This window comes from Methylobacterium jeotgali (assembly GCF_022179345.1).
Classification (GTDB): Bacteria; Pseudomonadota; Alphaproteobacteria; order Rhizobiales; family Beijerinckiaceae; genus Methylobacterium; species Methylobacterium jeotgali.
Genome location: NZ_BPQR01000044.1, coordinates 1 through 20468, shown reverse-complemented (window position 1 = coordinate 20468; position 20468 = coordinate 1). Strand labels below are relative to the sequence as shown.

21 protein-coding genes are annotated in these 20468 nt (G+C 70.4%); 13 read left to right on the top strand and 8 right to left on the bottom strand.

Features of this window, described 5'->3' with window-relative positions; all coding sequences use genetic code 11:
- Window positions 1-45 precede the first annotated feature (45 nt).
- The 5 genes from MFF04_RS13620 to MFF04_RS13600 are packed head-to-tail and all read left to right on the top strand — an operon-like array spanning window position 46 to window position 3849.
- Window positions 46-405: an ArsR/SmtB family transcription factor gene (locus MFF04_RS13620; RefSeq protein WP_050735115.1), complete on the top strand. Its 360-nt coding sequence runs from the start codon at window positions 46-48 to the stop codon at window positions 403-405.
- Entirely contained in the window at window positions 398-925 is a 528-nt protein-coding gene (locus tag MFF04_RS13615) for an arsenate reductase ArsC (RefSeq protein WP_050735114.1), read from the top strand. The genes MFF04_RS13620 and MFF04_RS13615 overlap by 8 nt, the downstream gene beginning before the upstream one ends.
- A complete protein-coding gene (arsC, locus tag MFF04_RS13610; protein ID WP_050735113.1) occupies window positions 925-1350 on the top strand; it encodes an arsenate reductase (glutaredoxin) in 426 nt (141 codons plus the stop codon). Before MFF04_RS13615 ends, arsC begins: the two co-directional genes overlap by 1 nt.
- 35 nt (window positions 1351-1385) lie before the next feature.
- Window positions 1386-2681 carry an arsenic transporter gene (locus MFF04_RS13605; RefSeq protein WP_238276550.1) on the top strand — a complete coding sequence of 432 codons (1296 nt, stop codon included), beginning with the start codon at window positions 1386-1388 and terminating at the stop codon, window positions 2679-2681.
- 7 nt (window positions 2682-2688) lie between these two features.
- Window positions 2689-3849 (top strand): MFS transporter, encoded by a 1161-nt coding sequence (locus MFF04_RS13600; RefSeq protein ID WP_050735111.1) that lies wholly within the window; start codon window positions 2689-2691, stop codon window positions 3847-3849.
- 242 nt (window positions 3850-4091) lie between these two features.
- On the opposite strand, the gene MFF04_RS13595 is transcribed toward MFF04_RS13600, so the two are convergent.
- The 8 genes from MFF04_RS13595 to MFF04_RS13560 form a co-directional block, all read right to left on the bottom strand.
- Window positions 4092-4568, bottom strand: a complete 477-nt coding sequence (locus MFF04_RS13595; protein WP_050735156.1) for a DUF411 domain-containing protein — start codon at window positions 4566-4568, stop codon at window positions 4092-4094.
- Window positions 4569-4588: 20 nt separating this feature from the next.
- Window positions 4589-7741 (bottom strand): efflux RND transporter permease subunit, encoded by a 3153-nt coding sequence (locus MFF04_RS13590; RefSeq protein WP_050735110.1) that lies wholly within the window; start codon window positions 7739-7741, stop codon window positions 4589-4591.
- Window positions 7738-9261 (bottom strand): efflux RND transporter periplasmic adaptor subunit, encoded by a 1524-nt coding sequence (locus tag MFF04_RS13585; RefSeq protein WP_050735109.1) that lies wholly within the window; start codon window positions 9259-9261, stop codon window positions 7738-7740. The genes MFF04_RS13590 and MFF04_RS13585 overlap by 4 nt, the downstream gene beginning before the upstream one ends.
- Entirely contained in the window at window positions 9258-9662 is a 405-nt protein-coding gene (locus tag MFF04_RS13580) for a FixH family protein (protein WP_050735155.1), read from the bottom strand. Before MFF04_RS13580 ends, MFF04_RS13585 begins: the two co-directional genes overlap by 4 nt.
- A gap of 81 nt (window positions 9663-9743) precedes the next feature.
- On the bottom strand, window positions 9744-10157 hold the full coding sequence (locus MFF04_RS13575; protein WP_050735108.1) for a hypothetical protein: 414 nt from the start codon (window positions 10155-10157) through the stop codon (window positions 9744-9746).
- A 577-nt stretch (window positions 10158-10734) separates the two neighbouring features.
- Complete coding sequence (locus MFF04_RS13570) at window positions 10735-10977, bottom strand: hypothetical protein (protein WP_039903393.1); 243 nt, start codon at window positions 10975-10977, stop codon at window positions 10735-10737.
- Between the two features lie 359 nt (window positions 10978-11336).
- A complete protein-coding gene (locus MFF04_RS13565; RefSeq protein ID WP_050735107.1) occupies window positions 11337-11987 on the bottom strand; it encodes an NrsF family protein in 651 nt (216 codons plus the stop codon).
- On the bottom strand, window positions 11984-12538 hold the full coding sequence (locus MFF04_RS13560; RefSeq protein ID WP_039903061.1) for a sigma-70 family RNA polymerase sigma factor: 555 nt from the start codon (window positions 12536-12538) through the stop codon (window positions 11984-11986). Before MFF04_RS13560 ends, MFF04_RS13565 begins: the two co-directional genes overlap by 4 nt.
- A gap of 522 nt (window positions 12539-13060) precedes the next feature.
- Between MFF04_RS13560 and MFF04_RS13555 the strand changes: the two genes are divergently transcribed.
- From MFF04_RS13555 to MFF04_RS13520, 8 genes are all read left to right on the top strand, one after another.
- Window positions 13061-13672 carry a DUF2231 domain-containing protein gene (locus MFF04_RS13555; RefSeq protein ID WP_050735106.1) on the top strand — a complete coding sequence of 204 codons (612 nt, stop codon included), beginning with the start codon at window positions 13061-13063 and terminating at the stop codon, window positions 13670-13672.
- A gap of 842 nt (window positions 13673-14514) precedes the next feature.
- Window positions 14515-14811: a hypothetical protein gene (locus tag MFF04_RS13550; protein WP_050735104.1), complete on the top strand. Its 297-nt coding sequence runs from the start codon at window positions 14515-14517 to the stop codon at window positions 14809-14811.
- Between the two features lie 47 nt (window positions 14812-14858).
- Complete coding sequence (locus tag MFF04_RS13545) at window positions 14859-16391, top strand: TolC family protein (protein ID WP_050735103.1); 1533 nt, start codon at window positions 14859-14861, stop codon at window positions 16389-16391.
- Between the two features lie 41 nt (window positions 16392-16432).
- Window positions 16433-17851 (top strand): multicopper oxidase family protein, encoded by a 1419-nt coding sequence (locus MFF04_RS13540; RefSeq protein WP_238276548.1) that lies wholly within the window; start codon window positions 16433-16435, stop codon window positions 17849-17851.
- A gap of 163 nt (window positions 17852-18014) precedes the next feature.
- The gene (locus MFF04_RS13535) at window positions 18015-18305 is read left to right on the top strand and encodes a copper-binding protein (RefSeq protein WP_050735102.1); all 291 of its coding nucleotides are present in this window, start codon (window positions 18015-18017) and stop codon (window positions 18303-18305) included.
- Window positions 18306-18380: 75 nt separating this feature from the next.
- A complete protein-coding gene (locus MFF04_RS13530; RefSeq protein ID WP_050735101.1) occupies window positions 18381-19091 on the top strand; it encodes a copper-binding protein in 711 nt (236 codons plus the stop codon).
- 182 nt (window positions 19092-19273) lie between these two features.
- Window positions 19274-19801 (top strand): transglycosylase SLT domain-containing protein, encoded by a 528-nt coding sequence (locus MFF04_RS13525; protein ID WP_373320056.1) that lies wholly within the window; start codon window positions 19274-19276, stop codon window positions 19799-19801.
- Between the two features lie 121 nt (window positions 19802-19922).
- Window positions 19923-20447 (top strand): hypothetical protein, encoded by a 525-nt coding sequence (locus tag MFF04_RS13520; RefSeq protein WP_238276547.1) that lies wholly within the window; start codon window positions 19923-19925, stop codon window positions 20445-20447.
- The last annotated feature ends 21 nt before the right edge of the window (window positions 20448-20468 follow it).

Sequence of the window (20468 nt, the reverse complement as noted above, 5' to 3'; positions counted from 1 at the left end):
GTCTTTCTTGTACGTTCAAAATATCGTTTGAAGATTGTAACGAAAATGGATGAACCGCAAGCCCTCGCCGCCTTTGCGGCCCTGGCGCAGGAACACCGCCTGCGTCTGGTGCGGTCGCTCGTGACCGCCGGACCAGGCGGCCTCGCCTCCGGCGTTCTGGCCGAGGCGGTCGGCGTCTCTGCCGCGACCGTATCCCACCATCTCAAGGAGCTGAGCCATGCGGGCTTGGTCGCCTCGCGGCGCGAGGGCCGTTCGATCATCTACAGTGCTGCCTATCCGGCCCTGTCCGACCTGATCCAGTTCCTGATGCGCGACTGCTGTCAGGGCCACCCGGAGGTCTGCACCCCGGCCGTCGCCGCCCTCGCCGCCTGCAACTGCCCACCCGGAGACACCCTCTATGCCTGATCGCGTCTACAACGTCCTGTTTCTCTGCACCGGCAACTCGGCCCGCTCGATCCTGGCGGAAGCGATGCTGAACCAGGATGGGCAAGGCCGCTTCCGGTCCTACTCCGCCGGTAGCCAGCCCAAGGGCGAGCCGCATCCGCTGGCGTTGCAGACGCTACGGGAGAGCGACTACCCCGTGCACGGGCTGCGCTCGAAGTCCTGGGACGAGTTCGCCGCGCCCGGTGCTCCGGTGATGGATTTCGTGTTCACGGTCTGTGACAACGCAGCCGGCGAACCCTGCCCCTTCTGGACTGGTCAGCCCGTGACCGCTCATTGGGGCATCGAGGACCCTGCCGCTGCGGAAGGCTCGGAGATCGAGCGCAAGCGCGCCTTCGTGACAGCGCAGCGCTACCTGAAGAACCGCATCGCGGCCTTTATCGCCCTGCCGCTCGGCAGCCTCGACCAGGCGGCCCTGTCGGCCAAAGTCAGAGAGATCGGCCAACAAGCCGGTGCCACCGCGCTCCGGCCGGAGGTCGCTTGATGGACGTCATCATCTACCACAACCCGGACTGCGGCACGTCCCGCAACACCCTGGCGATGATCCGCAACGCCGGAATCGAGCCTCATGTGATCGAGTATCTGAAGACGCCGCCCGCCCGGGCGCTGCTGGTGCAGCTCCTCGCCCGGGCCGGCCTGCCCGTCCGCGACGCACTGCGGGAGAAGGGCGCGCCGTTCGCCGAGCTGGGCCTTGGCGATCCGGCATTGACCGATGCGCAGCTGCTCGATGCCATCGAGGCGCATCCGATCCTTCTCAACCGCCCGCTGGTGGTCAGCCCCAAGGGCGTGCGGCTGTGCCGGCCGTCCGAAGCCGTGCTGGACCTCCTGCCGGGGCAGCAAGGCGAGTTCGTCAAAGAGGATGGCGAGCGGGTCGTGGACGAGCACGGCCGCCGCGTCGGCACTGCCTGAACCCCAACCCCGACCCATAAGAAGAAAACGCCCGGATGCTCGCGCTCGCCATCTTCCTCGTCACCCTCGTCTTCGTCATCTGGCAGCCAAGGGGCCTCGGGATCGGATGGAGCGCGCTGGCAGGCGCGGCGGTCGCGCTCGCCACGGGGGTGATCCATCCGGGCGATATTCCGGTGGTCTGGCATATCGTCTGGGACGCCACCTTCACCTTCGTGGCGCTCATCATCATCTCGCTGCTGCTCGATGAGGCCGGTTTCTTCCATTGGGCGGCGCTGCACGTCGCCCGCTGGGGCAGTGGGTCCGGCCGGCGGCTCTTTCCGCTTGTCGTGTTGCTCGGCGCGGCCATCGCTGCGGTGTTCGCCAACGACGGCGCGGCGCTGCTGCTGACGCCGATTGTGCTGGCGATCCTGCTCCGGCTCGACTTCAAGCCGGCGGCGGCGCTGGCATTCATCGTCGCCTGCGGGTTCGTGGCCGACAGCACCTCCCTGCCGCTGGTGATCTCCAACCTGGTCAACATCGTCTCCGCCAACTTCTTCGACGTGACCTTCGGCAGGTATGCGGCCGTCATGGTGCCGGTGAACCTGGTGTCCCTGGCGGCGACCCTGGTGGTGCTTTGGGCTTTCTTCCGGCGCGACGTGCCGGCGGCCTACCCGGCGGCCGCCTTGGAGCGCCCGGTCGGGGCCATCCGCGATCCGCTGGTGTTCCGGGCGGCGTTCCCGCTGCTTGGCGTGCTCCTGCTCGCCTACTTCGTCACCGCGCCGTTCGGCGTGCCGGTGGCGGCCGTCACCTGTGCCGGTGCGGCCGTTCTTCTACTGCTTGCCGACCGGGGCAGGGTCATCCCGATCCGCAAGGTGCTGATCGGCGCCCCCTGGCAGATCGTGCTGTTCAGCCTCGGCATGTACCTCGTGGTCTACGGCCTGCGGAACGCCGGCCTGACCGACGAGCTGGCCACGGGCTTGGTCTGGCTCGCCGGCCATGGCCCGTGGGTCGCCACGGTCGGCACCGGCTTCGCGGCGGCGATCCTGTCGTCCGTGATGAACAACATGCCATCTGTGCTGATCGGGGCGCTCTCGATCCAGCAGGCGCCGGACCTGTCCCCGCTGACGCGCGAGCTAATGGTCTATGCCAACGTGATCGGTTGCGACCTCGGCCCGAAGTTCACGCCAATCGGCAGCCTCGCCACGCTGCTCTGGCTGCACGTCCTTGACAGCAAGGGCCAGAAAATCACCTGGGGCCAGTATATGAAGGTCGGGCTTGTCATCACCCCGCCCGTGCTGCTGGTCACGCTCGTGGCGCTGGCGGCTTGGCTGCCGCTTCTCGGCACCCGGTAGGCAGCCCGTGTCCGAGGCCCGCCGCTGGCCGGTGATCTCCGCCCTCGGCGTCGTGCAGATCCTCACCTGGGGCTCGTCGTTCTACCTGCCGGCGGTGCTTGCCGGCCCGGTCGCCGAAAGCACCGGCTGGCCGCTCGCCTGGGTCGTCGGCGGACTGTCACTCGGCCTGCTGGTCGCCGCGTTCGCCTCGCCGCATATCGGGACGGCGATCCACCGCCACGGCGGCCGGCCCATCCTGGCGCTGGCCGCGCTGCTGCTGGCTGCCGGGCTGACCATGCTGGCGCTGGCTCCGATCCTGCCGGTCTACCTCGCCGGCTGGCTGCTGCTCGGCCTCGGCATGGGTTGCGGCCTGTACGATCCGGCATTCGCGACCCTCGGCCGGCTCTACGGCGCGGCGGCGCGGCCGGCGATCACCACCCTGACCCTGTGGGGCGGGTTCGCCAGCACCGTTTGCTGGCCACTTTCCGCCTTCCTGGTCGCGCATTTCGGATGGCGCGGTGCCTGCCTGGCCTATGCCGGCCTGCACCTCGCGGTGACGCTACCGCTTGTCCTCCTTCTGATCCCCAAGGCCCCGGCACCGCCGTCGGCGGGGCATCACCAGGACCGAACCGGCCCGCTGTCCGCGAAGGAACGGCGGGCGTTCCGGCTGTTCGCCGGCGTGCTGATAATCGGCGGCGCGATCATGTCGCTTGTTTCGGTGCACCTGCTGACGCTCCTGCAGGCGCGGGGCGTGGCGCTCGCTTCGGCCGTCTCCTACGGGGCGCTGATCGGCCCGGCTCAGGTCGGCGCCCGCGTCGCGGAAATGTCGTTCAAGGGCCGGCACCATCCCCTGTGGACCCCGACCGCAGCCCTTGGCCTCGTCGCCCTCGGCCTGGTGCTGCTCGCCGGCGGCCTGCCCGGCGTCGGGGTCTGGCTGGTCCTCTACGGCGGCGGCAACGGCATCTATTCGATTGCGCGGGGCACGGTGCCCTTGGCCCTGTTCGGCCCCGTTCGCTATCCGCTGGTCGTCGGCCGCTTGGCACGGCCGGGGCTGATCGCGCAGGCGCTAGCGCCGCCGGCCGGCGCTTTCGTGCTGACCTACGCCAGCCCGGATGCCCTTTGGTGGCTCCTGCTCATCCTCGGCCTCGCCAACCTCGGACTTGTCGGCGGGTTGTGGCGGACACGGTAATCGCTCCACCGCTTCGGCAGCTATGGGAACTCGGTCGCGCTTCAGCATCCTTGGCTTCGACTTCCCAGTCCCCGGGACAATCGCCCCCCACGCCGTCCGTCCGCTTCGGCCAGGGTGGGCGGACCGGCCGGCCGACCAAGCTCCGCGAGAAGCCGGGCATCGGCTCCTGGGGGGATGCCTCAACGTCGGTTCACCGCCCCGAACGAGTACGGTGACGGCGAGCGCCCGCGCGACGGCTGCGCTCAAGCCGGCGCGCCTCCACGATAACGGGCGAAGGCGCCGCGCCCCTCCGGCCCGAACAGGACCACCTCGTAGATGTCGGGCTCCCTGCCCTCGACCTCCATGCCGGGCGACCCTGCCGGCATGCCCGGAACGGCCAGTCCCGTCACCTTCGGCCGCTCCGCCAGCAGCCGCCTGATGGCGTCCGCCGGAACGTGTCCCTCGACCACGTAGCCGTCCACGAGAGCGGTGTGGCAGGAGGCGAGGTCCCTCGGCACGCCGAGACGCGCCTTGACCGGGTTCACGGGACCCTCGGTCACCGTCACCGTGAAGCCGGCCTGTCGCAGGTGGTCCACCCACTTCGCGCAGCAGCCGCAACTCGGGTCCTTCGTCACGGCGACGGTCGGCAGGCTCTCCCCCATCACGGGTCGTCCGAGCGACACTCCCGCCGCCAAGCCCGCGAGCACGGCACGCCGGGACGGCATCATGTCTGACTTCATCATTCGCTCCTGTTGATTCCTCATTCGGCCGCCAGAGGCATCCGTGCACCCTCCGCGGCGGCCTCCGGCAACCCGCGACCTTTCACCAACGCGTAGACGGCCGGAATCACGACGAGGGTCAGCACGGTCGAGGACACCATCCCGCCGATCATCGGCACGGCGATGCGCTGCATGACCTCGGAGCCCGAACCGGTGCTCCAGAGGATGGGCAGGAGACCCGCCATGATGGCGACCACCGTCATCATCTTGGGCCGCACCCGCTCGACGGCGCCGACCATGATGGCCTGCCGCAGGTCCTCGCGCGTGAGGGGGCGTCCCTCACGCCGGCACCCTGCCCGGACCTCGTCGAGGGCGTGGTCGAGGTAGACCAGCATGATCACGCCGGTCTCGGCTGCGACGCCGGCGAGCGCGATGAAGCCGACCGCCACCGCCACCGACATGTTGAAGCCCATCCACCACATCAGCCAGACGCCGCCGACGAGCGCGAACGGCAGCGAGAGCATGACGATGAGGGTCTCGGTCAGACGGCGGAAGTTCAGGTAGAGGAGCAGGAACACGACGAGCAGCGTCAGCGGCACAACGATCCTGAGGCGGGCTTCGGCGCGCTCCAGGTACTCGTACTGCCCGCTCCACTGCAGGGTCGTGCCCTGGGGCAACCTGACCTCCCTGTCGACCGCGGCCCGCGCGTCGGCCACGTAGCCGCCGAGGTCGCGCCCCGTGAGGTCGACGAAGATGTAGACCGCGAGCTGGCCGTTCTCGGTCCGGATCGAGGTCGGCCCCCGGGTGAGCTCGACCTTCGCGACCTCACCGAGCGGCACCGTCCCGCCGGCCGGCAGCGGCACCTGCACCTCGTCGGCGATGGCCCGCGGGTCGGAGCGGAAGGCGCGCGGGTAGCGCACGTTGACGGTGTAGCGCTCGCGGCCCTCGACCGTGTTGGTGACGCTCTGCCCGCCGAGAGCCGAGGCGACCACGTCCTGGACGTCGCCCACCATGAGCCCGTAGCGGCCGAGCGCCTCCCGGTCGGGCGTGATGTCGAGGAAGTACCCGCCGATGACCCGCTCCGCGTAGGCACTCGACGTGCCCGGCACGTCGCGCACCACCGCCTCGACCTGACGGGCGACCTTCTCCATGGCGCCGAGGTCGGTGCCGAGCACCTTGATGCCGACCGGGGTCCGGATGCCGGTCGAAAGCATGTCGATGCGGGCGCGGATCGGCTGCGTCCAAGCATTCGAGACGCCCGGGAACTGCAGCGCCCGGTCCATCTCCGCCTTGAGGCTCGCGAGCGTCACGCCCGGGCGCCACTCGGCCTTCGGCTTGAGGCTGATGATGGTCTCGGCCATCTCCATCGGCGCCGGGTCGGTCGCGGTGCTGGCGCGCCCGGCCTTGCCGTAGACCGAGGCGACCTCCGCGAAGGACTTGATGATCCGGTCCTGGGTCGCCAGCAACTCGCCCGCCTTCGTCACCGAGATGCCGGGCAGGGTCGTCGGCATGTACATCAGCGTCCCCTCGTCGAGTTCCGGCATGAACTCCGAGCCGAGCTGGCGCGCCGGCCAGACGGTGACCGCCAGGACGCCGAGGGCGAGCAGGATCGTGGGCAACCGCGCCCGCAGTACGCCCGCGATGACCGGGCGATAGAGCCAGATCAGGAGCCGGTTCACCGGGTTGCGATGCTCCGGGACGATCCGTCCGCGCACGAACAACACCATCAGCGCCGGCACCAGGGTCACCGACAGGAGCGCCGCCGCCGCCATGGCGAAGGTCTTGGTGAGCGCGAGCGGCCCGAACAGGCGCCCCTCCTCGCCCTCCAGGGTGAAGATGGGCAGGAAGCTCACGGTGATGATGAGGAGTGAGAAGAACAGCGAGGGGCCGACCTCGCCCGCCGCCTCGACCAAGATCTCGACCCGCGGCTTGTCCGGCGGCGCCCGCTCCAGGTGCTTGTGGGCGTTCTCGATCATCACGATGGCCGCGTCGATCATGGCGCCGACCGCGATGGCGATGCCGCCGAGCGACATGATGTTGGCGCCCAGCCCCAGCGCCTTCATCCCGGCGAATGCCATCAGGATGCCGACGGGCAGCATCAGGATGGCGACCAGCGCGCTTCGGACGTGTAGGAGGAACACGATGCATACGAGGGAGACGACGACGCTCTCCTCGACAAGCGTGTGCCGCAGCGTCTCGATGGCCGCGTCGATGAGTTGCGAGCGGTCGTAGACCGGCAGGATCTCGGTGCCGGCCGGCAGGCTTTTCGCCACCTCCGCGAGCTTCGCCTTCGCGTTCTCGATGACGGTCAGGGCGTTCGCGCCGAACCGCTGCAGGACGATGCCGCCGGCGACCTCGCCGTCACCATTCATCTCGGTGATGCCCCGCCGCTCGTCAGGCCCGAGTTCGACCCGGGCGACGTCCCGCACCCGCAGGGGAGCACCACCGGTGGTCTTCAGGACGATGTTGTCGATGTCGGCCACGCTCCGCAGGTAGCCGCGTCCGCGCACTATGAACTCGAACTCGGAGAGCTCGACCGTGCGGCCGCCGACGTCGGCGTTGCTCGCCCGGATCGCGTCCCGGAGCTTGTTGAGCGAGATCCCCTGCGCCCGTAGGCGGTTCGGGTCGACCACGACGTTGTACTGCTTGACGAAGCCGCCGACGCCCGCGACCTCGGCCACGCCCTCGGCCCGCGACGCCCCGAAACGGACCACCCAGTCCTGGAGGGAGCGCAATTCCGCGAGCGTGCGCTCCTTGGCCACGACCACGTACTGGTAGACCCAGCCGACGCCGGTGGCGTCCGGACCGAGGGTCGGGGTCACGCCCGCCGGCAAGCGGCTGGCGGCCGCGTTGAGGTACTCCAGCACTCGACTACGGCCCCAGTAGGGATCGGTGCCGTCCTCGAAGATCACGTAGACGAAGCTGACCCCGAAGAACGAGAAGCCGCGCACCACCTTCGCCTTCGGGACCGTCAGCATGGCGGTCGTGAGAGGATAGGTGACCTGATCCTCGACCACCTGCGGGGCCTGGCCCGGGTACTCGGTGTAGACGATGGCCTGCACGTCCGAGAGGTCGGGGATGGCGTCGAGCGGCAGCGTTCGCAGCGCCATGACGCCAGCGGCCACGGCGAACACGGTGCCGACCAGCACCAGGACGAGGTTGCGGGCCGACCAGCCGATGAGGCGCGCGATCATGGCTTGCCCTCAAGGTTCGAGGCCTGCCGGTCGCTCGCCTTCGGGGCGGACATGGACTGAAGCGCCGCCTTCAGGTTGCTCTCGGCGTCGATCAGGAAGTTCGCCGCCGTGACGACCCGGTCGCCGGCGTCGACGCCCTCGCGGACCTCGACGTAGCCCGTGCCGCGAACCCCGACCTTGACCTCGCGGGGCTCGAAGCGCCCCCCGCCCCTGTCGAGCAGCACCACCTGCCGTGCACCTGTGTCGATGACCGCGTCGTCGGGCACCGCCACGACGGGCTTGCCCGCCCCCGTGGCGATCTCGACCTCGGCGTACATGTCCGGCAGGAGCGCGCCGTCCGGGTTCGGCAGCTCGATGCGCACCCGCGTGGCCCGGGTGTCCGGGTTTACCTGCGGATAGATCACCCCGACCTTGCCGGAGAAGGTCCGGCCCGGGGCCGAACGCAGGCGCACGGTCACGGCCTGTCCGGCGCGAACCCCGGCCAGGTCGCGCTCGGGCACGTCGGCCAGCACCCACATGACCGAGATGTCGCCGATCCGGAACAGGGTGTCGCCGGCCGCGGCCTTCATGCCCTCGACGGCCGAGCGCTGCAGCACCAAGCCGTCCCGGGCCGACGACCAAGTGATGGCCATCGGCACCTTCCGGGTGCGCTCCATGTCGTCGATGACGGCCTCGGAGACGTTGAGGTTCTGCAGGCGTCGCCGAGCTCCGTCGAAGCCGGGGTTGGCGATGAGCTGCGCGGCGGCGGAATTGATGTCGGGGGAGTAGACGTGGACCAGCGGCTGGCCCTTGCGGACGCGGTCGCCGGTGGTGACGTCCTCGACATGGTCGACGTACGCGTCCGACCGGGTCGCGATGACCGTCACGCGCCGCTCGTCGAGGGCGACGGTACCGGGCACGCGCACCGGCTGCGCCACCACCCGCCGCTCCACGGTTTCGGTTCGGACGCCGGTCCGCTGGACCTTGCCGGGGGAGACCGTCACGACGTTGCCGCCCTCGTCCTCGCCCGCGTAGACGGGGATGTAGTCCATCCCCATCGAATCCTTTTTCGGGGTCGCCGAGGTGTCCGGCAGGCCCATCGGGTTGCGGTAGTAGAGCACCTTGCGCGTGCCCCGGTCGGGCTTTCCGGCCGCCGCCGTTCCAGGCGCCGCCATGCCGTGCCCGGTCACGTCGTGGCCGGCCATGTCGGGGGATGTCGTCTCGCTCCCTTGTGCCTGGTCGAAGCGCACGTCCTCGCTGGCCCGAACCGCCCGGAAGTCGTGCCCCTCCGCAGTCGTTCTCGGCGACGCGGAGTAGACCGGCTTCCCATCCGGATCCTGGTAGTAGACCACCGGACCCGTGACCTTCGGCGGCGCCGGTGCCTGCGGACCCGGCATGCCGGTCGGCAGCCAGTGGGCGAACTCGGTCCGTGCGCGCTCGACGAGGACCGGAACGGGGCTGCCATCGCGCCCCGCCCAGTACCCGGTGCCCCCCGCCGCCAACGCGGCGAGGATCCCGGCGAGCCATGCCGAGCGGCTCACTTGACCGCCTGGAAGACGAGCCTGTCCTCGACGGTGCCGGTTTCGCCCTGGACCTTCGCCCCCAGCGAGAGCCGCCAGCCCCCGGCCATCGTGAGCTTCGCCTTGAAGCGGTAGATGCCAGGCTCCGTCGACGGGACCTGCTCGATCGTCGAGGTCATCTCGTCCATGCTGTCGGGCGCCATGTCGATGCGCTTGGCGAAGATCACCGCGTCCGGAACGGGCTTGCCGGTGCGCTTGTCCATGAGGCGCACCGAGAGGATGGTCTCGCCGACCTTCGCCTCCGTCCGGGTCGGCTCGAAGGCGTAGTCCTTGATGCCGGCGAGCGCCGGCAGGGCCGGGACCGACAGCGCGGCGCCGAGCAGCGCGGCACCGAGGGCGCGCGCGAAGGGGTACGTGGTCACGGATTTCGTCTCCTGAACGCGATGGATGGCCACGCGCGGACGCGCGGCGTCGTGCCGGCGTTCACGCCGGCGGCATCGGGCTCAGGCTCGGGGGGGCTCAGGTAGGGGGCGGCCGGACAGGCTGGCGAAGGACGCCGCATCGGGCCACACCCGGCTCGTCCGCGTCGCCACCGGGGCCGGGACGGACGCCGCGGTCGGCAGGAGGGAGGCGACGCTGGCGAGGCAGAGCGCCAAAAGCGGACAGCCGGCCTTGGCGCAGTCGGGCTTCGCCACCTTCCCGGGCGGGCAGCACGGCATGTCGGCCATGTCCGCGTCGCCCACGTCCATCCCCTCCATCTCGGCATGGGCAATGGCCGAGGTCGCCTCAGGCGCGGCTTGCGCCATGATGAACGCGCGCATCCCCGCGGCGGCCGCGGGCGCGGCCACCGGCGTCAGGGCGAGGCTGAGTACCGCCAGGAGCGGCAACAGTCGCCGAAGGGCGATCAAGAACGTCACGCAGGTACGATGCCAGCTTTTCGATCCGGGCGGAAGGCCAGTGTCACGGGAGACGGCGCGTCTCAAGTCTTGAGGGTCAAGGTTTCGTTCCGTCGGGCGGTCGATCCGCCGACCGACCTCGCCGGGCGGGCGTCTCGGCGACCCGTTTCTCGTGAGCCCGCCGGACCGCGCCATGGCGCGTCCGGCCTGCCGTGCCATGGCCGTCCCCGAACGGCAGGCAGAGGCCGGATCGAGGCCGCTACCCATGGAAGCCGCATCGACACCGTCGGTCCCCTGGCAAGCCCGCGGACATGGGGTGGCCGTCTGCCGGGCGCGCAATCTGGAAGGCGGTCAACAGGGGAATGGTCGCGTGCATCGCAGGCGTGAGCCGGTCGTCGCCCTCGGGCTGTTGCGCTGGCCGCCCATCGCAAGGGCGCAGGTTCCGGGCTCCCGGCATCCGCGCGCGTGCTGTCCGGGCATCTGGGAAACCTACCGCACACTTGGCCCTCCGCGCGGTAGGCGGTGCAGGGCGGCGCGCCAAACCTCACCCCGTACAACCCCAATCGGCCGGTCCGGCGGTTCGGACCCCGCGGGAGGTTCAGAAGTGCTGGGCGGGGGGTGCCGACCGGGCGGCGGCAGGGCGACGGGGCACCGCGCTGATCGATCCGGTCGTCAGGCCGACGTCCGGAGCTTCGACCTGAGGCGTTTCGGTCCGTTGCGATTGATGCGTCTGGGGCAGAAAACGGGGTGGGACGTTGTCCATCCATCCCGCGAGCGCGTAACCCGGCAGTCCGGCGAGCATGGCGATTCCTGCAAAGGCGGGGATGATCTTGCTTTTCATGGCGGAACCCGTTGATCTGACGAGAAGCTTGCCGCTCCTTGTCTTTAAGTCCGGATGTCTTGGACGTACCGTTACAGCGCGCTGCGAACCTTTGTGGGGTTGGGCCGGGGTCGCCCGGCGCGGCGCCTCGCTCACCGGGGGGATGATCCTGCAAGCGATTGTGGGATGCGCGGCGGCCGCATTGCCTCGCGCGGCCGGGCGGGTGGGAGGGTCATGCCCGTCGTCGTGCCGGATCCCATCCGCGGCGATACCGCAGCGAGGCCCGTGACATGAAGCGTCGGCCGGCGACAGGCCCCCAAACCGTCGCGTCGCCCCTTGAACCCCGGCAGGCGATCCGGAGGATGTTCCGAACCGGCTCGCTACCAGCGAAGGAGGCGCGGTCCCAGGAGCGCTCCGACGAGCGTGCACATCGCGATCGTCCCCCCGTACCAGACGGCGACGAACGGTACGGTATCGTCCATGCAGTGCAGTGAATAGCCGAGCGCGCTCACGGCTCCCGCGGAGAGGCCGACCAGGGCACCCGCCCGCACGAGATCCGTCGGCGCTCCGAACCGTCGAACCGCCCAGGTGACGACGGCGAACGGCACGACGGCGATCACGGGGATCGAGATGAGGCATTCGAGCCAGGTGTGACCGGATACCATGCCGTGCCAATGTTCGGTCGGCGCCATCAAAAGGCTCACGCACGCCAGCGCCGCGACCACGAGGAACGGCAAGGCGGCGACCCCGAGATGGACGCGGCTCTCGCCGCCGGGCCTGACCGCCCTGACGAGATACCGGAGCGCGAGACTCCCGACCGCGGCCGCGAACGAGAACTTGAACGCGAGGAACAGGAGCGGCCGGACCTCGGTCAGGCCGGGACGCAGGCCCAGAAACGCCAGCGCCAGGCACAGCGCGGCCGTCGCGCCGACCGCGACCGCCAGCGCGAGCCGGCGGGTCATCCAGGGGGCCCCGACCGGTTCGCGCTCGAAGCTGGCGCCCAGCAGGCCGATGAGTTCGTCGGTCTTCATCTCGCCTTGCCTCCCACGAGATTGGCCAGGGTCTTCAGGCCGCGGTGGACGCTCACCTTGATCGCGGTCTCGGACATCCCGGCACGTTCGGCCGCCTCGGCGGCGCTCAGGCCCTCGACCTTCGTCGAGAGGATCGCGTTCCTCATCTTGGGCGGTAGGTGCGCCAGGAGGCGCTCGACGTCGAGCGAGCTCTCCGCCGCGACATGATCGTCGCGAGCCACCAGCACGCCGGCATCCTCGACCGGGACGTCGGCCGCGGCCGTACGCGTACGCCGAAAATGGTCGATGAGCTTGTAGCGGGCGATGGCGTGGATCCACGGCGTCACCGGTTGCGTGACGTCATAGGTGTGCCGCCGCACATGGATCACCATCAGCGTCTCCTGGACGAGATCCTCCGCCTCGGTGTCGGTACGGCCGGAGCGAGCCAGCTTGCCTTTGTAATACGCGCGTAGGTGCGACCCGAGCCGCCCCAGGAAGCGCCGGTAGTCGGCCGCGCTGCCCGCAAGGCTGGCGATGAGCAGCGCGCGCAGTTCCTCTTCCACCTGCAGCACCGGGACTAGGCGGGCCGGTTCGTAGCCGCTGAGCGGATGTCAGAGATACGTCGCATGTTCCGCCACCCCACCGTGTCCTCACGACCGCAGCACCATCCTGTAGGAGCGTGTCGTACGGCGATCTGCGCCCTGAGGCTCGTCGGCCGAAAGCGACGTATGATCGGCCGCGCCGCTCGGAGAACAATCCGCAAGCGGCCGCCGAAACGTTACAGCGCTCGCGGCATGCCCGGGAGCGTAGGCATGTGCCGCGCATAATTGCCAAGCCTATGCCCCGATCTTAGACCCAGCCGTACCCGACGCCACGGGCCGGGCGGGAAGCCTCCGGAGCCTCGCCGCCGGCGCTCTCCCTTCGCATGGACAGGCTTGCCGAGAGCGCCGCGGAGAGGGCGGTCTCCGATCCGGGGAAGACGGCGGGCTCGGCCCGGGGCCGGCGTTCGGCGCCATCGCTTTTCCCCTCACCGCGGGCGGTCCGGGCAAGAAGCCGGCCCGTCCCGCCATCGACGTTTTCCTAGGAGTACGATCATGATCGAGGTGATCCCGAACTGGCATCCGGTCGCGGTCCATTTCACGGTCGCCCTCCTCATCACGGCCAGCGTCCTCTTCGCCGCGGGGACCCTGTTCAGGAAAGCGGCATCGGGAGGCGCGCTCACGGCCGCCGCCCGATGGAACCTCGCGATCGGCGCGGCAGTCACGGTCGCGACCCTCGCCACGGGTTGGTCGGCGTACAACACGGTCGATCACGACGCGCCCTCGCACGCGAACATGACCGTCCACCTTCGCTGGGCCGTCGCCACCGCGCTCGTGTTCCTCGCCGCCGCCGGCGTCGCCTGGCTGGAGCGCCGGAAGGTCGCAGGCGCGGGCGTCCTGCTGCTGGTGCTCCTCGCCGGAGGTTCCGGGGCCCTCGTGGTCACGGGCTGGCTCGGCGGCGAGAACGTCTACCGTTACGGCCTGGGCGTCATGGCGCTCCCGAGATCGGGCGACCACGTCCACCCCGCAAGCGGCGGCCATCCCCATGAGCACGGCCACGACCACGAGACCGCGGACGCCCCAAAGACGCCCGATGCCGCCGCGGGCAAGGTAGTGACGCGCCCGGCGCCGGACGCCCCCTCCACACCGCACGAACACGCTCATTGACGGACGGGCCGCGGTGATACCCGTCCCGGGTACCCCCAAGCGCCCGTCGCATGAACGCGGCGGGGGTCCTGGCACCGGTGTGGCGGTCAATCCGCCGAGTGCGGCTTCGCCGTCGACACCGGCATGTGGCGAACTTCCAACACGCTGAGTTTGTGGGACATCGGTCGAGCACCACGGATTGCAGCTTCCACCCCGGCGTGAGAATGTCCGCGAAGATTAGGCAGGGGCCCTGATCAGTGAATGTCGTGCGCGCATTGCTGCTTGCCGTACTCGCCTTGGCCTTGGCCATCGCGCCGGCAGCGCCGTGCACCATGGGCCGGCAGTCGATGGCTCACCGCCACATAGCAGCCGCCGCGGCGACGCCTCTCGCGCACGCCGCCGGCGCCTTGGGCGGCCAGAACGAGCCGGACGAGGCTGGGATACGGGGGACTTCCCTCGCCGTGCCGGCGGCGGCCGCCGACGAAGGATGCCCCGGCCATCGGCATCGCCCCAAGCATCCTCCCTGCCCGGCGACCTGCTGCCCGCTCGCGTGCCAAGCCGCGCTTCCCACCCTGCCATGGGCGAGCATCACCCTGGAATTTCATCCGTCCGAGCGGGTCCTGATCGTCCAGGTGGACGGGGCCGTCGACGCGCATCCGCTACGGATCGAGCGGCCGCCGAGGCGCCAAGCGTGACGCGCGGGCGGATCTAGCGCCCGCCCCCGGCCGCTCCGAAGGGACGGCCTCGCACACCCACAACGAGCCGACGCCTTCGCTGGGCGCGACGCCGTCGCCGCTCGGCCCGCGGCCCGTGCAACGCCTGGGACTGCCTTCGGCCGTCCGCCTCAATTCGGGAAATCCAAGATGTTCAAGCTGCCGAGACCGGCCGCGCTCGCGGCGGTCCTGCCGCTCGCCGGCTGCTTGCCCGCCGCCGTTCCCGCCGGGCTCGTCCTGCCCTCGGAGCCGGACATCCCGGTCCGGCCGCCCCGCTACGCCAAGGTGACGCAGGGCGTGAAGGATTTCGGCGTCGTCGACCCTAAGGATTGGCGCGAGCTCAATCGTCAGGTCGCGCCGAAGGCCGGGTCCGGCGGGATGGGGGGCATGCCGGGCATGGACGGGATGCCCGGCATGGGCGGCAAGCGCGATTCGGGGGGGCGGTGATGGCCCGTCGCTGTAACCAAACGGGCGGCGGCGCCGGACTACCGGACATGAGTGGCACGACGACCGCGCCGGGACACGCCGGTACGACCGCGCGACCGCCGGACGAGGCCGTCCGGGGGCGGTTCGTGCGCGTGGCCGCGAGCGTTACCGGCCTCGGCCTCGCCTTGGGGGGCTGCGCGAGCTTCTCGCCGGACGCGGGCCTCTCCGTCGCAGGCGGCTACGCAGCGTTGGAACTGCGCAAGGACATCGTGAAGGCGGACGACCAGGGCGTCGCGCCGAGCGCGGACGCGCGCGTGGACGCGTTGCTGCGCCGTCCCCTGACCGCCGACGGCGCGGTGCAGGTCGCACTCCTGAGGAACCGGGGCTTGCAGGCCGCCTTCAACGACCTCGGCGTCTCCGAGGCGCAGTACGTGCAGGCCACGCTGCCGCCCTCGCCGCGCCTCTCGATCACGCAGTGGGGATTGGGGTTCAACACGGAGATCGAGCGCGCCGTCGCCGCCAGCGTGCTGGAGTTGGCGACGCTCCCGGTGCGCGCCGAGATCGCGCGGCAGCGGTTCACGGCCGACCAGTACAACGCGGCGGAGCAGGTCCTGCGGCTCGGGGGCGAGGCGCGCCGGCAATTCTACCGGACCGTGGCGGCCAACCAGGCGACCGCCTTCCTCGAACAGGCGCTGGCCGGCGCGGAATCCGCCTCGACGCTGGCCAAGCAGCTGGGCGAGACGGGCGCGCTGAACAAGCTGGAGCAGGCGCGCGAGCACGCCTTCTACAGCGAGTTGGGCGCGCAGCTCGCCAAGGCGCGGGTGCAGCAACGCGCCGAACGGGAGCGGCTCACCCGACTGCTCGGTCTCTGGGGGCGGGACATCGATTTCCGCCTGCCTAACGGCCTGCCGCCCCTGCCTGGGAGGCTCGTCGACGGGCACGCCATCGAGGCCGAGGCGATGAGCAAGCGGGCCGACGTGCAGGCCGCCCGCTTCGAGCTGCAATCGCTCGTGGGGCAGTTCGGGCTGAACCAGGCCAGCGGCTTCGTCAGCGTCTTCGATGCGGGCTTCGCGAACCGGTTCTCGCGGTCGAGGACCGCGGGGGGCGAGGGCGGTGCCCCGAAGGTCGACAAGGCCAGCCTGAACGGGTTCTCGGCGGATCTCGTCATCCCGATCTACGACTTCGGGGCCACCGCTGTCCGGGGGGCGCAGGAAAGCTACATCGCCAGCGCCAACCGCCTGGCGGAGCGCGCGGTCAACGCCCGCTCCGAGGTGCGCGAGGCGTACCAGCGCTATCGCGGCCAGTACGACATCACCCGGCATTACCAGACGAGCGTCCTGCCCCTGCGGCGGACGATCCAGGACCAGGCGCTGCTCCAGTACAGCGGCATGCTGCTGGACGTCACGACGCTGATCGTCGACGCCCGGGCCAGGATCCTCAGCAACATCCAGGCGATCGAGGCGCAGCGCGACTTCTGGATCGCGGCGACCGACCTCAAGGCGGCGACTGTCGGCGGCGGTTTCTCGGGGGGCAACTTCGGCGGCGAGGCCGCCGGGGGCACCCCGGGGACGAGCCTCGCCGTCGCGACGCCCGGCGGCTGAGATCCGGACCCCGGACCGCCCATGACATTCGGAGGGAAACCATGACAGACATTTCGCGCAGGGGGATCCTGGGTGCGGGCGGCCTCGTGCTCGCCGGCACCTCCATGATCAGCGGGCGCGTCCAGGCCGCCGGGCTTCCGGAAGCCCCGATCATGGACAAGGCGACCATGCAGCCCCCGCTCTATCCGACGAGCGGGCCGGACTACCAGCCGGTGGTGACGCTCAACGGCTGGACGCTGCCGTGGCGCATGCGCGGCGACTGGAAGGAGTTCCACCTCATCGCCGAGCCGGTCGTGCGCGAGATGGCGCCCGGCATGGACGCGCGGCTCTGGGGCTACAACGGCCAGTCGCCGGGACCGACCATCGAGGCGGTCGAGGGCGACAAGGTCCGCATCTTCGTCACCAACCGCCTGCCGGAGGCGACCGTCGTGCACTGGCACGGGCAGACGCTGCCCAACGGCATGGACGGGGTCGCCGGCCTGACCCAACCCGGCATCCCGCCGGGCAAGACGTTCGTCTACGAGTTCATCCTCCGGCGCTCCGGCACCTTCATGTACCACCCGCACTCGGACGAGATGGTCCAGATGGCGATGGGCATGATGGGCTTCTTCGTCGTGCATCCGCGCGATCCGGCCGAGCGGCGGGTCGACCGCGACTTCGTCTGGCTGCTGAACGCCTACGACATCGAGGCCGGGTCCTATGTGCCCAAGGTCAACACGATGCTCAACATGAACATGTGGTGCTTCAACAGCCGGGTGTGGCCGGGCATCGATCCGATGGTCGCGCGCCAGGGCGACAAGGTCCGGATGCGCTTCGGCAACCTGACCATGACCAACCACCCGATCCACGTCCACGGCGTCGACTTCAAGGTCACCGGCACGGACGGCGGCTGGATCAACGAAAACTATCAGTTGCCGGAGGTGTCGGTCGACGTCGCGGTCGGGCAGATGCGGGCCATCGAGTTCAACGCCGACAACCCGGGCGACTGGGCGATCCACTGCCACAAGTCGCACCACACCATGAACGCCATGGGCCACAACGTGCGGACCTACATCGGCGTGAACCTGAAGAGCACGGCCAAGCAGATCCAGAAGATCGCCCCAGGTTACATGCCGATGGGTTCGACGGGCGGTGGCATGATGTCCGAGATGGAGATGCCGCTGCCCGAGAACACGCTGCCCATGATGACCGGCGCGGGCCCGTTCGGGTCGGTCGAGATGGGCGGGATGTTCACGGTCCTGAAGGTCCGTCCGGGACTGGCGGCCGGCGATTACCGCGACCCCGGTTGGTACAGGCATCCGGAAGGCACCCTCGCATACGAGTGGACCGGCGAGCCGATGCCGGAGCCGGCCCGCGCCCCGGACACCCCGAAGGCCCGGCGCGCCCGGCAGACCGACCTGCGGGTCGTCGATCCGCGGACGCGCCGCACGGCCTCGAACGCGGGCGGCCACGAGCACTAGGCGGACGCCCACAACGCGCCAGACGGCCTGCCGGAATCGCCACGAGCGAGGCAGGCGAACCCGTTCGGAACGGGAGCGATCCCGTCCGAAGTCCGCCGCGCCGGTCGCCGATCCCCTCAACGGCGCCGGCGTGGCGGTTCAATCGACCTGAGGAGAAGAAACCATGAGAAGCAAGTTCCCGCTCGCCGTCCTTTCGGCGGCCTTCCTGGCGGTCGCGGCGCCTGCATGGGCGCAGTCCGTGAAGGGGACGGTGACGAAGGTAGACCCGGCCGCGGGCAAGGTCACGCTCGACCACGCGGCGATCCCGAAGCTCGACATGGATGCGATGACGATGGCGTACCCCGTCAAGGATCCCGCGATGCTCAAGGATCTGAAGGCCGGCGACAAGGTCGATTTCGACGTCGCGGAGGCCGGCGGCGCGTACACCGTCACGAAGATCCAGAAGACGAAGTAGCGCCCTGGAGGGAAGCCCCGTGCGGCTTCCGCCCGGTCCCGCGCGAGGGCTTCGGAGCCCTGAGATGGAGCAACCATGCGACGCCTGATCCTGTCCACCGCGCTCGCGGCCGCGCTCGTCGCCCCGATCCCGCAGCACGCCGGCGCGCAGCCCGCCAAGGGCGCGCCCGCAGCCCTGGAGCGGGCGCGCGAAACGATGTCGAACCGTTTCCGGGACACGAAGCTGACCGGCGACCCGGACCGGGACTTCGCGGAGCTGCTGATCGCCAGCTACGAGGAGACGTTGTTCCTGGCCAAGACGCAGCTCGACTACGGCGGTGACCGGCAGCTGCGCGAGCTCGCGCAGAAGATCCAGGACGAGCAGCAGGCCAAGATCGACGCCCTGAAGCAGTGGCAGGTCCGCAGCCGCGAGGCCGGCTACCGGCCGCAGCCGAACCAGACGCCGTCGGGCGAGGGACCGTTGGACCGTCGAGCGAAGGGCGACCCGGCCCAGGGTCAGCCGGAAACGCCCCCCGCGGAGAAGGCGGCCCCGCAGCCGGCTCCGCAGGCGACGCCGTCGAACGCCCCGCTCGTCGCCGGAACCGTCAAGAAGGTCGACGACGCCGCGGGCAAGGTGACCCTCGACCACGAGACCATCCCGAACATCGGGATGGACGCGATGACGATGGCCTACAAGGTCCAGGACCCGGCCATGCTCAAGGGCCTGAGGCCCGGCGAGCGGGTGCGGTTCTCGGCCGACCGCGTGAACGGTTCGATCGCCGTCACCCGCATCCAGAAAGCCAAGTAGTGGGATACGGCCGGAACGTCCCACGCCCGGCGGCACCTCGCGCCCTGGGCGTCCTCCTCGGCCTCGCCGCCGTTGCCGGCGCCGGGGCGGCCGCGGCGGAGGGCACCGCGGGACCATCCGCGACGGCCACGGCCCCCGGGAACGCCAAGGCCCGCGGTCGCACCGCCTATGGCGAACTCCTCATGCGGGAGGCGACGGCACGCGGGGTCCCGCCCGCGCTCGCCGAGGCGGTCGCGTTCGTCGAGAGCGGCTACGACGCCGGGGCGGTCGGAACGGTCGGCGAACTCGGGTTGATGCAGGTCCGGCCGGCCACGGCGGCGATGCTCGGTCATCGCGGGCCGGCCGCGGAACTTCTCGACCCTGCCACGAACATCCGCTTCGGCGTCGCCTACCTCGCACGGGCCTGGAGCCTCGCGGGCGGCGATGTCTGCCGTGCCCTGGCCAAGTATCGTGCCGGCCACGGCGAGGAGCGCATGACGCCGCACTCCGTCGATCACTGCCGGCGCGCCCACGACCGGCTGGCCGCCATGGGGTCGCCGCTCGCGGCGGTCGCGGCGACGGCCGGTCCCGGCATCCCGCGGACATCCGCATCGAAAACCCGCGCGGCGCCGACGGCCGTCATGTTCCTCGCGAACCGGTTCTGGGCCGCGCACGTCGCGCGCGTCCGGGCCGTCGAGATCCGGACCGCCCGGATCATGGAGGGCGGCTGATGCGGCCCGAATGGGCGGCGCTCCCGCCGCTCCCCTGGGTGCGCCGGAAGGCGCCGGTCACCCGTGCGCGTCGACGCATGGCCGCCCTGGTGCGCCGGCGGCGAATGGAGGGAGGCTCGGCATGACGTTCAAGCCTTACCCGCACGCGCGCGGCGACGGCTCCCTCGGCGATGGCTTGGCGATGCTGCGCGCCAGGGTGGCCCGGCGCATCGCCCTGGGCCCCTACTCCAGGCGGGTCTCGATAGGTTTTGGGCGGAACCTGTCGGTCGCCATCGAACCGCCGGTCGCCAAAATCCCGGTGCGATTGCGCGACTTCCGGCCGGACGACCTCGCGGCCCTCTTCCCCTCCGGCGGCGACGAGGCGGCGAAACGCGAACGCGATGACGTCGAGTGGCGATTGCGTGCCGCCGCGCACGGCGTCCTGCCGAGCCGCTGCTACGTGCTCGAAGAGGTCAGGTCGGGCCGCCCGTGCCACGTCCAGTGGCTCACCGACCCGGGTTACGGCGACGCGGTCCGTCGGTCCGGGGCCCTGCCGGTTCTGGCAGCCGACGAGGCCATGCTGGAGAACGCCTTCACGCCGAAGGGCTTCCGCGGCCTGGGCGCCATGGCCGCCGCCGTGTACCTGATCGCCGAACGCGCCCAGTGACCGGGCGCGTTCGGCGATCAG

Excerpts from the sequence above, each read along its gene's own strand:
- MFF04_RS13530 (WP_050735101.1), top strand. The coding sequence starts at position 18,381 with ATGCGACGCCTGATCCTGTCCACCGCGCTCGCGGCCGCGCTCGTCGCC.
- MFF04_RS13620 (WP_050735115.1), top strand. The coding sequence starts at position 46 with ATGGATGAACCGCAAGCCCTCGCCGCCTTTGCGGCCCTGGCGCAGGAA.
- MFF04_RS13535 (WP_050735102.1), top strand. The coding sequence starts at position 18,015 with ATGAGAAGCAAGTTCCCGCTCGCCGTCCTTTCGGCGGCCTTCCTGGCG.
- MFF04_RS13520 (WP_238276547.1), top strand. The coding sequence starts at position 19,923 with ATGACGTTCAAGCCTTACCCGCACGCGCGCGGCGACGGCTCCCTCGGC.
- MFF04_RS13615 (WP_050735114.1), top strand. The coding sequence starts at position 398 with ATGCCTGATCGCGTCTACAACGTCCTGTTTCTCTGCACCGGCAACTCG.
- MFF04_RS13605 (WP_238276550.1), top strand. The coding sequence starts at position 1,386 with ATGCTCGCGCTCGCCATCTTCCTCGTCACCCTCGTCTTCGTCATCTGG.
- MFF04_RS13565 (WP_050735107.1), bottom strand. The coding sequence starts at position 11,987 with ATGAAGACCGACGAACTCATCGGCCTGCTGGGCGCCAGCTTCGAGCGC.
- MFF04_RS13555 (WP_050735106.1), top strand. The coding sequence starts at position 13,061 with ATGATCGAGGTGATCCCGAACTGGCATCCGGTCGCGGTCCATTTCACG.
- MFF04_RS13550 (WP_050735104.1), top strand. The coding sequence starts at position 14,515 with ATGTTCAAGCTGCCGAGACCGGCCGCGCTCGCGGCGGTCCTGCCGCTC.
- MFF04_RS13590 (WP_050735110.1), bottom strand. The coding sequence starts at position 7,741 with ATGATCGCGCGCCTCATCGGCTGGTCGGCCCGCAACCTCGTCCTGGTG.
- MFF04_RS13545 (WP_050735103.1), top strand. The coding sequence starts at position 14,859 with ATGAGTGGCACGACGACCGCGCCGGGACACGCCGGTACGACCGCGCGA.
- arsC (WP_050735113.1), top strand. The coding sequence starts at position 925 with ATGGACGTCATCATCTACCACAACCCGGACTGCGGCACGTCCCGCAAC.
- MFF04_RS13595 (WP_050735156.1), bottom strand. The coding sequence starts at position 4,568 with ATGAAGTCAGACATGATGCCGTCCCGGCGTGCCGTGCTCGCGGGCTTG.
- MFF04_RS13570 (WP_039903393.1), bottom strand. The coding sequence starts at position 10,977 with ATGAAAAGCAAGATCATCCCCGCCTTTGCAGGAATCGCCATGCTCGCC.
- MFF04_RS13525 (WP_373320056.1), top strand. The coding sequence starts at position 19,274 with ATGCGGGAGGCGACGGCACGCGGGGTCCCGCCCGCGCTCGCCGAGGCG.
- MFF04_RS13540 (WP_238276548.1), top strand. The coding sequence starts at position 16,433 with ATGACAGACATTTCGCGCAGGGGGATCCTGGGTGCGGGCGGCCTCGTG.